At 72.8% G+C, this 12,102-nt stretch carries 12 protein-coding genes; 7 read left to right on the top strand and 5 right to left on the bottom strand.

Annotated features, from left to right (window positions below; all coding sequences use genetic code 11):
• Positions 1 to 5: 5 nt before the first annotated feature.
• The 3 genes from G6W55_RS20650 to G6W55_RS20640 form a co-directional block, all read right to left on the bottom strand.
• The gene (locus tag G6W55_RS20650; RefSeq protein ID WP_175522312.1) at positions 6 to 488 is read right to left on the bottom strand and encodes a succinate dehydrogenase hydrophobic membrane anchor subunit; all 483 of its coding nucleotides are present in this window, start codon (positions 486 to 488) and stop codon (positions 6 to 8) included.
• A gap of 5 nt (positions 489 to 493) precedes the next feature.
• On the bottom strand, positions 494 to 874 hold the full coding sequence (sdhC, locus tag G6W55_RS20645; RefSeq protein ID WP_078634597.1) for a succinate dehydrogenase, cytochrome b556 subunit: 381 nt from the start codon (positions 872 to 874) through the stop codon (positions 494 to 496).
• A gap of 253 nt (positions 875 to 1,127) precedes the next feature.
• Positions 1,128 to 1,709, bottom strand: coding sequence for a 2-oxo-4-hydroxy-4-carboxy-5-ureidoimidazoline decarboxylase (locus G6W55_RS20640; protein WP_175522311.1), 582 nt, complete (start codon positions 1,707 to 1,709; stop codon positions 1,128 to 1,130).
• A gap of 195 nt (positions 1,710 to 1,904) precedes the next feature.
• Between G6W55_RS20640 and G6W55_RS20635 the strand changes: the two genes are divergently transcribed.
• The 4 genes from G6W55_RS20635 to G6W55_RS20620 all read left to right on the top strand — a co-directional run bounded on the left by G6W55_RS20635 (position 1,905) and on the right by G6W55_RS20620 (position 6,608).
• Positions 1,905 to 3,572 carry a glycoside hydrolase family 20 protein gene (locus G6W55_RS20635; RefSeq protein ID WP_175522310.1) on the top strand — a complete coding sequence of 556 codons (1,668 nt, stop codon included), beginning with the start codon at positions 1,905 to 1,907 and terminating at the stop codon, positions 3,570 to 3,572.
• Positions 3,573 to 3,749: 177 nt separating this feature from the next.
• Positions 3,750 to 4,313 carry a hypothetical protein gene (locus G6W55_RS20630; protein WP_175522309.1) on the top strand — a complete coding sequence of 188 codons (564 nt, stop codon included), beginning with the start codon at positions 3,750 to 3,752 and terminating at the stop codon, positions 4,311 to 4,313.
• A 412-nt stretch (positions 4,314 to 4,725) separates the two neighbouring features.
• Positions 4,726 to 5,385: an RNA polymerase sigma factor gene (locus tag G6W55_RS20625; RefSeq protein ID WP_175522308.1), complete on the top strand. Its 660-nt coding sequence runs from the start codon at positions 4,726 to 4,728 to the stop codon at positions 5,383 to 5,385.
• Positions 5,385 to 6,608, top strand: a complete 1,224-nt coding sequence (locus G6W55_RS20620; RefSeq protein WP_175522307.1) for a hypothetical protein — start codon at positions 5,385 to 5,387, stop codon at positions 6,606 to 6,608. Before G6W55_RS20625 ends, G6W55_RS20620 begins: the two co-directional genes overlap by 1 nt.
• A gap of 199 nt (positions 6,609 to 6,807) precedes the next feature.
• Here G6W55_RS20620 and G6W55_RS20615 read toward each other — a convergent pair whose 3' ends face one another.
• A complete protein-coding gene (locus tag G6W55_RS20615) occupies positions 6,808 to 7,641 on the bottom strand; it encodes a L,D-transpeptidase family protein (protein ID WP_175522306.1) in 834 nt (277 codons plus the stop codon).
• A gap of 113 nt (positions 7,642 to 7,754) precedes the next feature.
• Here G6W55_RS20615 and G6W55_RS20610 point away from each other — a divergent pair, with 113 nt between their 5' ends.
• The 3 genes from G6W55_RS20610 (at position 7,755) to leuE (ending at position 10,690) form a co-directional block, all read left to right on the top strand.
• Entirely contained in the window at positions 7,755 to 9,335 is a 1,581-nt protein-coding gene (locus tag G6W55_RS20610; RefSeq protein WP_175522305.1) for a methylmalonyl-CoA mutase, read from the top strand.
• 92 nt (positions 9,336 to 9,427) lie between these two features.
• The gene (locus tag G6W55_RS20605) at positions 9,428 to 10,009 is read left to right on the top strand and encodes a Uma2 family endonuclease (RefSeq protein WP_175522304.1); all 582 of its coding nucleotides are present in this window, start codon (positions 9,428 to 9,430) and stop codon (positions 10,007 to 10,009) included.
• 30 nt (positions 10,010 to 10,039) lie between these two features.
• A complete protein-coding gene (leuE, locus tag G6W55_RS20600; RefSeq protein WP_030783262.1) occupies positions 10,040 to 10,690 on the top strand; it encodes a leucine efflux protein LeuE in 651 nt (216 codons plus the stop codon).
• Positions 10,691 to 10,694: 4 nt separating this feature from the next.
• Here the strand turns inward: leuE and G6W55_RS20595 are convergent, their stop codons facing one another.
• Complete coding sequence (locus G6W55_RS20595) at positions 10,695 to 12,029, bottom strand: FAD-dependent monooxygenase (protein ID WP_175522319.1); 1,335 nt, start codon at positions 12,027 to 12,029, stop codon at positions 10,695 to 10,697.
• Positions 12,030 to 12,102: the final 73 nt, after the last annotated feature.

The following is a 12,102-nucleotide window of genomic DNA, read 5'->3' as shown; positions in this document are numbered from 1 at the left end:
CGTGCCTAGCGGATGTTCGGGTCGAAGGTGAAGATCACCAGCGTGCCCAGCAGGATGGTGAACACCGTGGCGGTGTAGAGCAGGCCCTTGAGCCACAGCCGGGTGTTCGCGCGCTCCGCGTAGTCGTTGATGACCGTGCGCAGGCCGTTGGCGCCGTGCAGCATCGCCAGCCACAGCATCAGCAGGTCCCAGACCTGCCAGAACGGGGACGCCCAGCGGCCGGCCACGAAGGCGAAGCCGATCTTGGAGACGCCGCCGTCCAGCACGAGCTGGATCAGCAGGTGCGTGATGACCAGGACGACCAGCAGGACGCCGGACAGCCGCATGAAGAGCCAGGCGGCCATCTCGAAGTTGCCGCGCGTGGTGCGCGGGGTCTTCTTGGTGCGCCGGCGCGGGGCCTCGATGACGGGCGCCGGGTTGTCGACGCCGTAGACCGGGCCGCCCTCGACGGGGCCGATCCCGGACGCGGTGGTTTCAGTGGTGGCCATCGGTGTCAGCTCCCGAACACTTCACGAGCGGCGTGGCCGAGGACGGGGTAGATCGCCCCGAGCATCAGCACCAGCCAGAGACCTACGGCACCCCAGAGCATCTGCTTCTGGTAGCGGGGGCCCTGCGACCAGAAGTCGACGGCGATGACACGCAGGCCGTTGAGCGCGTGGAAGAGGATGGCGGCGACGAGGCCGTACTCCAGCAGCGCGACGATCGGCGTCTTGTACGTGGCCACGACCTTGTCGTAGTCCTCGGGGGAGACACGGACGAGTGCGGTGTCCAGGACGTGAACGAACAGGAAGAAGAAGATGAGGACGCCGGTGACTCGGTGAGCCACCCAGGACCACATTCCTTCCCGGCCGCGGTACAGCGTTCCAGCCGGCACGGAAGAACCCTCCGAAAGCGGGATTGGGGCCTGCCGGCTTCGGTGTCGGACGGGCCCGGCCGGGTACGGTCCACCGGCCCCCAGCATCGTAGCGACGCGCTGGCACCGGGCTTACGTCGGGCCTACCGGTGTGATCAAAGTGGCACGCGTATGGGTGAGTGGCGCGGCTTCCGGGAGGGTTTGCTCCGATACGCCCCGAGTGCGGGTCCGTCGTGGCTGGTCACACCCCACGGCGGGGGTCACGGGCGCCGGATCACCGGCCGGTGTCCGCGAGGAGGGTCAGCAGGCGTTGTCGGGCCAGCCGCCGCAGCTCCTCCCAGGCGATGATCCGTTCGTCGTCGGGATCGTTCGTCAATCGTGACCGGATGGCTTCGAGGGTCCGGTCGAGGGCCTCGCGGGCGGAGATGTCGCCGAGATAGATCACGAAGGCGTGTCCGAAACGGGCCTCGTAGGCCGCGTGGGCCGCGCCGAGCGCCATGTGCGCCGCCTCGTAGGCGTCGTCCGGCAGCGGCGGGAGCGTCTCGCCCGCCAGCGCCTCCGCCAGATCCGCCGCGGTCAGGTCGTACGCCGCCTCGTCGGACGCGGCGAACAGCGCCTCCACCGTCGGGTACGGGCGGTGGTCGGCGATCCGGCGGGCCCAGCGGAGGTTGCGCAGACAGCCGAGGAGACGGTGGGACGCCTCGTCGGCCGGGAGGGCGTTGAAGCCGTCCAGCGGCTCCGGCGGCTCCGGCAGCTTCGGCAGGGAGGCCGGGGAAATCCGGGTCTGCGCCGGTATGGCAAGCCGGCCGGTGGAACGGGAAAGGGGATGCGCAGACAGCGTGGATCCTCGCGTCACGTGAGGTGTGGCAGGGGATGCGGTGAAAGGTGTGTCGACACGTTATCGAGAGTGGTCAGCATGTGTCCGACGCATGCCCGAATTTCACTCGAACGAGAGAGTTTCGGAACGTGTCGTGGACGTCCCCCTCCTGGACGGCTCCCCTCGGGCTTCCCCGGCGCGCCCCACCCCGTCGAGGGTCGTACCGTGGGCGGCGTGAGCAGGCACCGGCGCCGGGCGCCCCAGAGGAAACAGCAGCAGCGTGTCGCGCCGCGGGCTCTGATAGCCGGCGGCCTGGTCGTCGCGCTCGGCCTGGGCCTCGGGCTGTACGCCGCGTCGGACGACGACGGCGGATCCACCGGGGCGACGGCGGGCCGCGGCACCGCGCAGGGCACCGACGGCGACGGCCCCGCCGGTACCGGCCGCGCCCCGGCCACCCCGACCCCCAGCCGCTCCTACGCCCTGTCCACCGCCCCGCGCACCATCCCCGCCGTCGGCGCCCACACCCCCGCCCGCGGCCCCGGCTGGCGCCCCGCCGCCGGACACCGGGTCGTGGTGAGCGACGGCGACCTCGCCGACGAGGGCCGGCTGATCGCCAGCGAGCTGGGCATGACGTACGCGGGACAGAAGAGCGACGTCCGCGCCGGTGACCTGCGGCTGGCGCTGAACGACGACACGGGCGCGAACCCGGAGTCGTACACCATGACCGTGCGCGGCGGCCGGGTCACCGTCAGCGGTCCCTCGGACGCCGGGGTGTTCTACGGCACCCGCACCCTCAAGCAGGAGGTGCGCGGCGGGGGCACGGCCCCGGAGGGCGTCGTACGGGACGCGCCGGCCAAACCGCAGCGCGGGTTCATGCTCGACATCGCGCGCAAGCACTTCACCGCCGGGTGGATCGAGGACCGGGTGCGGGAGCTGGGGGACCTGAAGTTCAACCAGCTCGGGCTGCACTTCTCCGACGACCAGGCGTTCCGGATCGAGTCCGACAGCCACCCGGAGATCGTGGCGCCGCAGCACCTCACCAAGGCGCAGGTCAGGAAGATCGTCGCGCTGGCGGCCGAGCGGCACATCACCGTCGTACCGGAGATCGACTCGCCCGGGCACCTCGGCGCGGTGCTCGCCGCCCATCCCGCGCTCCAGTTGCGCAACGTCAACGGGGTCCCGACCCGCGGGGCGATCGACATCTCCAAGGAGGACTCGGCGAACCTCCTCGACGACCTGCTCGACGAGTACGCCGATCTGTTCCCCGGCGCGCAGTGGCACCTCGGCGGCGACGAGTACCAGGCGCTGACCGTCGCGAACCCGTCCGCCTCCTATCCGCAGCTCGCCGCGGCCTCCCGGGCGCGGTTCGGCTCCGGCGCGGGCGTCGCCGACCTGGCGACCGGCTGGCTGAACGACCGCGCCGACACCGTGCGCGCCCACGGCCGGACCATGCGGGTGTGGAACGACGGCTTCTTCCGGAACACCTCCGTGAAGCCCGCCTCCGACCTCGTGGTCGCCTACTGGACCGGCAAGGAGATCGGGGCGCGGGTGCCCACGGACTATCTGGCGGCGGGCCGCAAGGTGCTCAACTACAACGACGAGTACCTCTACTACGTGCTCGGCGAGCCGCAGACCTTCGTCTACCCCACCGGGCAGCGCATCTACGAGCAGTGGACCCCGCGGGTGCTGCGCGGCAGCACGGCCGTGCCCGCCCGCTACGACGCCCAGATCCTCGGCGGGTCCTTCGCCGTCTGGTGCGACCTCGCGAACTCCCAGACGCAGGACCAGGTCGCGGCCGGCGTCCGGATGCCGCTGCGGGCGACCGCGCAGAAGCTGTGGGACGCGCGGGAGCCGTCGTTGTCCTGGGCGCAGTTCACGGCCCTGGCCGGCCGGCTCGGCTGACGGCCCCTCCCGCCGCTCTCTCGCCGCCCCCTCCCACCGCCTGTTCTCACTCTCGGTCGATCCGATCTCACGAGAACACTTGGCCGAAAATGTTCTCTGTGACAGTCTTGCCCCGTCGCGCGCAGTAAGGGGAAGTGCGGGCTCTGTAAGCGTGGAGCCTTGGCGAGGGAGACGTGGATGAGCCTGGTGGAACTGATCGGTCAGGCCGACGAACGCGGGCTGGCCGCGAGCGGGTTGGCTTGTTTGGATCGGTGCGTGCCGTTGCTCGGAGGCGACGACGAGATCCTGCGCCCGCTGTGGGCGAGCCTCGCCGAGAACGGCGCCGGGGACTGGGGCCAGGGCCTGGCCCAGGCCCGCAACAAGCTCGGACGGAGCGACGGGGAAGGCGACGACGGCGGTGACGAGGCCGCGCGGCTGGCCCGCCGGATGCTCGACGCGGCCCCGGAGGAGCCCACGCCCGCCGAGGTGCGGCTGTGGGCCGACGCCTGCTCGGTCGCCTCGCTCCAGATCCACCGGCTGCTCGACCCGGCCGAGGACACCGTCGGCGTCGACTCCCGCCGCGAGGGCCGTACCGAGGGCATGTCGCCGCTGGTCGCCGCCGAACTGCGGCGCCAGATCGCCGTCCTGGAACTTCTCGCCGGCCATGGCGCGGGCGGTCTGCGCCCGGCGCTGGAGGTCTGCACGGAGGGCCGTCGCGTCCTGCGCGCGGTGGTCTCCCGGCGGGCCCGCGGCCGCGCCTGAGGCGGGGTGGGCGGTGCCCGGCACCGGCCTGCGGCAACGGACTTGTGCGAGACGACCGGGGCCGCCACCCCCCACAGGAGAGGCCCCGGCCGTCGCGCGGTACGGGCCGCGCGGCGACCCGTGTTCTGTTCAGCGCCATGGGTGCGTTTTCTGTCACACCCCCGCGGGGATTCCCGTGTCACGAGTTAGTTGCATGTTGTACGGACATGGACGCGTGGCGGTTTCAGGTCGTAACGTGCCTTTCGCGCCGAACGGGCGAGCGGCATGACCACCGCGACGGCCGGCGGTCCCGGACCGCCGCCCGCCGGCCGCCCATCGACCGACATCGACCGACCATCGACAGACCTATCGACCGACTATCGACAGCGCGTCGACCGATCGTCGACCGACCTTCGACCGAGGAAACCACGACGTGGGGGACGACGCGGAGCTGACCGCCGCGGTGCTCGCGGCACAGCACGGGGACGAGAGCGCGTTCCGGGCTGTGTACCGCACGGTGCATCCGCGCCTGCTCGGGTACGTACGCACACTGGTCGGGGATCCCGACGCCGAGGACGTCACCTCCGAGTCCTGGCTCCAGATCGCCCGCGACCTCGACCGGTTCAGCGGTGACGCCGACCGGTTCCGCGGCTGGGCCGCCCGGATCGCCCGCAACCGCGCGCTGGACCACATCCGGATGCGCGGGCGGCGCCCGGCGATCGGCGGCGACGAGACCGAACTGACCGGGCGGCCCGCCGAGTCCGACACCGCGGGCGAGGCCATCGAGGCGCTCGCCACCGGCCGCACCCTCGACCTCATCGCCCGGCTCCCGCAGGACCAGGCCGAGGCCGTCGTGCTGCGGGTGGTGATGGGCCTGGACGCCAAGACCGCCGCCGAGACCCTCGGCAAGCGGCCCGGCGCCGTCCGCACCGCCGCGCACCGCGGGCTGAAGCGGCTCGCCGAACTGCTCGGCGACGACGCGGAGACGGCCGGGGTGCTCGACGCCCTGCCGCCCCAGCGCGACCCGCGCTCGCGCGCGGTGACGTCCGCCACAGTGACGCATGGGCGCACGCGGACGCAGAAGGACATGTGATGGCCGACAAGCAGGACGGGTGGCTCGACCGCGAGACGGCGGAGCGTCTGCTGCGCGGCGCGTCGGCCGACGACGCGGTCGGCCCCGCGGCCTCCAAGGTCGACCGGGACGAGGCCGAGCAGCTCGTCCGCACCCTGGCCGCGCTGTCGTCCCTCGCGGACGCGCCCGCCGCGGACACCGGTGAACTCCCGGGCGAGGCAGCAGCTTTGGCCGCGTTCCGCAGTGCCCGCGCCGCCGACGCACCCTGCGAGACCCCCGCCGCGCACCCTCCCGTCGCATTGACGTACGCCGGCCAAGAGGCGTACGCCGTCGACGAGTTGTCCGACCTGCGCACCGCCCGCCGTACCGCCTCCGTCGCCGTACCGCGCCCCCGGACCGCCGTCGCGCACGAGTCCGACGCCGGGCTGGTGCGGATCGGGCGGCCCCGGACCTCGAAGGCCGGCGGACGGTCCCGCTGGAGTCGCACCGCCCGGTTCTCGGTGGCCGCCGCGCTGGCCGTCGGCCTGGCCGGCGGGGTCGCGGTCGCGGCCGGCACCGGGGTGCTGCCGGGCCCCTTCGACGGCGAGCCGGCCCCGCCCGGCGCCTCCGTCTCGGCACCCGCGAGCCCCGAACGCCCGCTGGTCTCCCCGGAAGCGGACGTCACCGCCGGTGCCACGGGCCGGGCCGTCCCCGACACCCCCGGCAGCGCGGGCGGCTCGGCCGCACCCGGCGCCTCCGGCGACACCGGCTCCCGCGACGACGGAACCGACGCCCGGGACGGTGAGGGCCACCGGCGCGACGGCGCGCTCTCCTCCTGCCGCGACCTGCGGGCGGGCCGCACCCCGGACGCCGACCGCACCCGGGCCCTGGAGCGCCTGGCCGGCGGTCCGGCACGGGTGCGGACGTACTGCGCGGACCTCCTCAAGAGCGTCGCGGGGCGGGGGGACGGCCGGGGCGACTCCCGTGACGGCCAGTACGGCAGGGACGGCCGGGACGGCAAGGACCGCGACACCCGGGACACCCGTGACGGCCGGAACGGCTACGAGACCCCCGGCGGCGACTCCGGCGACGGCTCCGACGGCTCCGACGGCGGATCCTCCGGTCGCGGCGACGGGGACGACGGGGACGGGGACGGCCACCACCGGGGACACGGCGGGCGGGACGGCCGTGAGGGCCGGGACGGCCGTGACGGTCATTCCCGGGGCGGCCGTGGCGGCCACGACGGTCATCACAACCGCCGTTGACCTGCGCTTTTCCCTTCGCGTGAAACATTTTCCGCCCCGGGTGTGACGTTTTCGGAGGCCCCGGCGCAGTAAGAAGTGAGCCGACTGGTCATCGGCCCTCGCACTGAGCCGGGGTTCCCCCCGTACCGACGGCTCGTGCACCTGGCGCGGGCGGGACACGTTCCCCCGGTCCCGCTCGCGCCCCACACCCTCTCCGGTCTCACCAGGACACGACGACCTTGTCGCCGGTGCGGACCTGCGCGAAGAGCCCCGCGATCGCCGCCTCGTCCCGGACGTTCACACAGCCGTGCGAGGCACCGGCGTAGCCGCGGGCCGCGAAGTCGGCCGAGTAGTGCACCGCCTGGCCACCGCTGAAGAACATCGCGTAGGGCATCGGCGAGTCGTACAGCGTGGACACGTGGTGGCGGGACTTGAAGTACACGCGGAACACACCCTCGCGGGTCGGGGTGTACTGCGAGCCGAAGCGGACCGACACCGTCGACAGGGTGCGTCCGTCGATCATCCAGCGCAGGGTGCGGCTGGTCTTGTCGACGCACAGCACCCGCCCGGTCAGACAGCGTGGATCGGGGGCCGCGGCCGGCTGGCCGCCCATCAGATACAGGTCCCACCGGCCCGGCTCGCGGGTCATCCCCAGCAGCCGCTGCCAGGTGACCGTGTCGGTGCGCCCGGTCCGCGGCAGCCCGCGCTTGCCCTGGAACCCCTCCACCGCCCGCTCGGTGGCGCGGTCGTACGTGCCCGTCGGCCCCTCGAAGAGCCAGGCGATCTGCCGCAGCCGGGCCTGGAGTTCACGGACGTCGCGTCCGGTGTCGCCGTGCGACCACAGGACGGCGGGGGCGGGAGTGGGGGAGGGGGAGGAGCCCGCGCCGGGCTTGTCGTCGGCGCTCGCGCTCGCCCCCGAGGGTTCGGCGGTGGCCTCGGCCCGCACGGACGGGCGTGTCCCGCCGTCCGCCTCCCGCGCCTGCACGGTACAGCCGCACACCGTCGCCAGGGCCGCCGTGCCGGCCAGGGCGGTGATCGATCTCCGGATCCGCATGCCAGTGATGTTCCCCCCGGATGACGTCCCGCGAACGGAGCGGCATGGTGGTGAACGGCACGGAAAACCGGTCCGCGGACCGGTGGGCACCTCGACAGGGAGGGATCACCCCCATGGCGCGCGAGTCGGAGTCCCATCTGCCCGTCGAGCCGGTGTACGGGCCGGACGCCCTCGCGGGCTGGGACCCCGCCGAGCGGCTCGGCGAACCGGGGGCGTACCCCTTCACGCGGGGCGTGTACCCGTCGATGTACACGGGCCGCCCGTGGACCATGCGCCAGTACGCCGGTTTCGGCACGGCCGCGGAGTCCAACGCCCGCTACCGGCGACTGATCGCCCACGGCACCACCGGCCTGTCGGTCGCCTTCGACCTGCCCACCCAGATGGGCCACGACTCCGACGCCCCGATCGCGCACGGCGAGGTCGGCAAGGTGGGCGTCGCGATCGACTCGGCCGACGACATGCGGGTGCTGTTCGACGGGATCCCGCTGGACCGGGTCTCGACGTCCATGACGATCAACGCGCCCGCCGCCCTGCTGCTCCTCCTCTACCAACTGGTCGCGGAGGAACAGGGCGTGGCACCGGACCGGCTCACCGGCACGATCCAGAACGACGTGCTGAAGGAGTACATCGCGCGCGGGACGTACATCTTCCCGCCCAAGCCGTCGCTGCGGCTGACCGCCGACATCTTCAAGTACTGCGGGGCCGAGATCCCGAAGTGGAACACCATCTCGATCTCCGGCTACCACATGGCCGAGGCCGGGGCCTCGCCCGTGCAGGAGATCGCGTTCACCCTGGCGGACGGTGTCGAGTACGTCCGTACGGCGGTGGCGGCCGGCATGGACGTCGACGACTTCGCCCCGCGCCTGTCCTTCTTCTTCGTGGCCCGTACGACGATCCTGGAGGAGGTCGCCAAGTTCCGCGCCGCCCGCCGGATCTGGGCGCGGCTGATGCGGGAGGAGTTCGGGGCGCGCAACCCCAGGTCGCTGATGCTGCGGTTCCACACCCAGACCGCGGGCGTGCAGCTCACGGCCCAGCAGCCGGAGGTCAACCTGGTGCGGGTGGCCGTGCAGGGCCTCGCCGCGGTGCTCGGCGGCACCCAGTCGCTGCACACCAACTCCTTCGACGAGGCGATCGCGCTGCCCACCGACAAGAGCGCCCGGCTCGCCCTGCGCACCCAGCAGGTCCTGGCGTACGAGACGGACGTGACGGCGACCGTCGACCCCTTCGCCGGGTCGTACGCCATCGAGCGGATGACGGACGACGTCGAGGAGGCCGCGCTCGCCCTGATGCGGCGGGTGGCGGACCTGGGCGGCGCGGTCGCCGCCATCGAGCAGGGCTTCCAGAAGTCCGAGATCGAACGCTCCGCCTACCGGATCGCCCAGGAGACCGACTCCGGCGAACGGGTCGTCGTCGGCGTCAACCGCTTCCGCCTGGACGAGGAGGAACCGTACGAGCCGCTCCGCGTGGACCCGGCGATCGAGGCCCGGCAGGCGGAGCGGCTCGCCCGGCTCCGGGCCGAGCGCGACCGGGGCGCGGTCGACTCCACCTTGGACGCCCTGCGCAAGGCGGCCGAGGGCCGGGACAACGTCCTGTACCCGATGAAGGAGGCCCTGCGGGCCCGGGCGACGGTGGGCGAGGTGTGCGGGGCCCTCCGGGGGGTGTGGGGGGCGTACGAGCCGTCGGATGTGTTCTGAGCTGGGTGAATACTCCGAACGAGTGAGCGGGCGCGGAAGCCGCACACCCCCGGTTACGCTCATGCAGAGTGACCCCTGAAAAGGAGGATGCCGTGGCTGTACTGCAAGACGAGCTCACGTTGAGCGAAGCCGCCGACCTGCTCTCCCGTGCACTGCCTGGGCACCGCGTGGAGATTCTCCAGGGGAGGCTCACTGTGACACCGCCGCCGGACGGCTCGCACGCCCTGTCGTTGACCAAGCTCGGCAGGGCTTTCGACCGGGCGGGACTTGTCGAAGCGGGACATGAGTATGTGCAGGGAATCGGTCTCTGGCTGCCGACGCTGCCCGAGGACTTCGCGATCCCGGACTTCTCCGTCGTCGACGCCGACTTCCGGGACGCCCACGTCACGAAGAACTACTACGCCCCGACCGTCTTCCGCCTGGTGGTCGAAGTGACCTCGTCGAACTGGTCCGACGACCTCGGCCCGAAGGTCGAGTGCTACGCCCAGGCCGGCATCCCCGCCTACCTCGTCGCCGACCGCAAGCACGGCGAGGTCCTCCTCTACACCGACCCCGCCGACGGCACGTATCCCGACCCCGTCCGCTTCAAGCGCGGGCAGAGCGTGCCGGTCCCCGAGTCCGTCGGGGTCTCCCTCGAGCTGTCCGTGGACACCTTGCTGGACGGCGACGGCTGACTGTCGGACCCCCGTGCGACACTCGTGCCCATGTTCGGTGTCATCGACCTTCCCACCTATCTCGCGGGTCTCGTTCTGATCGTCCTCCTTCCGGGGCCCAACTCGCTGTACGTGCTGTCCGCCGCCGCGCGGCGCGGGGTGCGGACCGGGTACACCGCCGCGGCCGGGGTCTGGTGCGGGGACACCGTGCTGATGACGCTGTCCGCCGCCGGGGTCGCCTCGCTGCTCCAGGCCAACGCCGTGCTGTTCGGGATCGTGAAGTACGCGGGCGCCGGCTATCTGACCTGGCTCGCGATCGGGATGCTGCGGGCCGCGTGGGGGATGTGGCGCACCCGGCGGGAGCGCGCCCTGAGCGAGGCCGGGGAAGCCCCCGTCTCCGACGAGCGTCCTTTCCGGCGGGCGCTGGTGATCAGCCTCTTCAACCCCAAGGCGATCCTGTTCTTCGTCGCCTTCTTCGTGCAGTTCGTCGACCCCGGGTACGCGTACCCGGCGCTGTCGTTCGTGGTGCTCGGGGCGTTCGCGCAGGTGGCGAGCTTTCTGTATCTGAGCGCGCTGATCTTCGGCGGGACCCGGCTCGCGGCGGCGTTCAGCCGGCGCAAGCGGCTGGCGGCCGGGGCGACGTCCGCGGCCGGTGCGCTGTTCCTCGGGTTCGCGGTGAAGCTGTCCGTGGCCAGCGCCTGACCGGTCAGGCCCCCACCCGCGCCCGGTACTCGGCCAGGCCGTCCGTCGTGGCGCCCGCCCATCCCGCGTAGCCGTCCGGGCGGACCAGGAACACACCGTCCGGCAGGGTCAGCAGGGTCCAGTCCGGGCCCTGGAGACGGTCGAAGAGGCGCACGCCGTCCACCGTCACGTCGGGGATCCGGTCGCCCGCGCGCAGCGCGCCGGGCGCGGTCCTCGTCTCCTCGGTCAGGGACGACTCCCGGTAGTGCAGACCGAGCTGCCGGGTGCCGGCCCCGCGCCGGGCCTCGTCCCGGTGGATCGCCGTCGACAGACCGAGCATCCGCGCGGCGACCGGCCTGCGCTCCTCCTCGTAGGTGTCGAGGAGGCTCTCGGCCGCCCGGCCCCCGAGCACCGCGCCCAGCTTCCAGCCCAGGTTGTAGGCGTCCTGCACGCTGGTGTTCAGCCCCTGGCCGCCGGCGGGGGAGTGGACGTGCGCGGCGTCCCCGGCCAGGAAGACCCGGCCCGCGCGGAAGCGGTCCGCCAGGGCCGCGCGCGGACGGAAGTCCGACGTCCAGCGGACCTCGGTCACCTCCCCGGGCGCCAGATGCGTGCGCTCTCCGACGACCTTCCGCACGCCGTCCGCGGAGAGGTCGATGTCCGTGCCGTCCGGGAACTGCGCCACGAGCTGGAAGTCCTCCGTCCCGGCCAGCGGGCACAGCGCCAGGAACCCCGCCCCTTCGCCGCCCGGCGGGAACACGTGCCACCACTCCCGCCCCAGGCCCGGGATCCGCACGTCCGCCACCAGCAGCGGATCCGGGTCGACCGTCTCGCCCCTCATCGCCACGCCCAGCGCCCGCCGCACCGCCGAGCGGCCCCCGTCGGCGGCGACGGCGTACCGGGCCCGTACCGGCGCACCGGTGGCGAAGTGCGCCGTCACGCCCTCCGGGTCCTGCTCGATCCGCACCACCTCGTGGCCGAAGAGCACCTCGCCGCCCAGCTCCGCCAGCCGCGCCCGCAGGATCTCCTGGTTGCGCCACTGCGGGACCATCCAGGGCTCGGTGAAGCGCGAGCCCTCCTCGCCGTCCTCCGCCGGGTCGAACATCCGGTGTTCCCCGGCCTGCCGGCCGTCCTGCCAGATCATGCCGACCGGGTAGGGCCCGCCGGCGGCGAGGATCGCGTCGAGGACGCCCAGATCCTCGTAGACCTCCATCGTGCGGGGCTGGATGCCCTTGCCGCGGGAGCCGGGGGCCAGGGTCTCGCCCCGCTCCACCACCAGCGCGTCCACCCCGCGCCGGGCCAGGTCGATGCCGAGGGCGAGGCCGGTGGGGCCCGCGCCGACGACGAGTACGTCCGTGTGCACCGTCATCACTCTCTCCTTAACGCTGTTAAGTACCGTCCCTCCCGAGCGTGCACTTAACGGCGTTAAACTGTCA

This window comes from Streptomyces sp. CAI-85, from assembly GCF_013363615.1.
Classification (GTDB): Bacteria; Actinomycetota; Actinomycetes; order Streptomycetales; family Streptomycetaceae; genus Streptomyces; species Streptomyces antibioticus_B.
This window is presented reverse-complemented; position numbering and strand designations above follow the sequence as displayed.

Excerpts from the sequence above, each read along its gene's own strand:
- G6W55_RS20650 (WP_175522312.1), bottom strand. The coding sequence starts at position 488 with ATGGCCACCACTGAAACCACCGCGTCCGGGATCGGCCCCGTCGAGGGC.
- G6W55_RS20615 (WP_175522306.1), bottom strand. The coding sequence starts at position 7,641 with ATGCGGATCCGGAGATCGATCACCGCCCTGGCCGGCACGGCGGCCCTG.
- G6W55_RS20620 (WP_175522307.1), top strand. The coding sequence starts at position 5,385 with ATGGCCGACAAGCAGGACGGGTGGCTCGACCGCGAGACGGCGGAGCGT.
- G6W55_RS20610 (WP_175522305.1), top strand. The coding sequence starts at position 7,755 with ATGGCGCGCGAGTCGGAGTCCCATCTGCCCGTCGAGCCGGTGTACGGG.
- G6W55_RS20630 (WP_175522309.1), top strand. The coding sequence starts at position 3,750 with ATGAGCCTGGTGGAACTGATCGGTCAGGCCGACGAACGCGGGCTGGCC.
- leuE (WP_030783262.1), top strand. The coding sequence starts at position 10,040 with ATGTTCGGTGTCATCGACCTTCCCACCTATCTCGCGGGTCTCGTTCTG.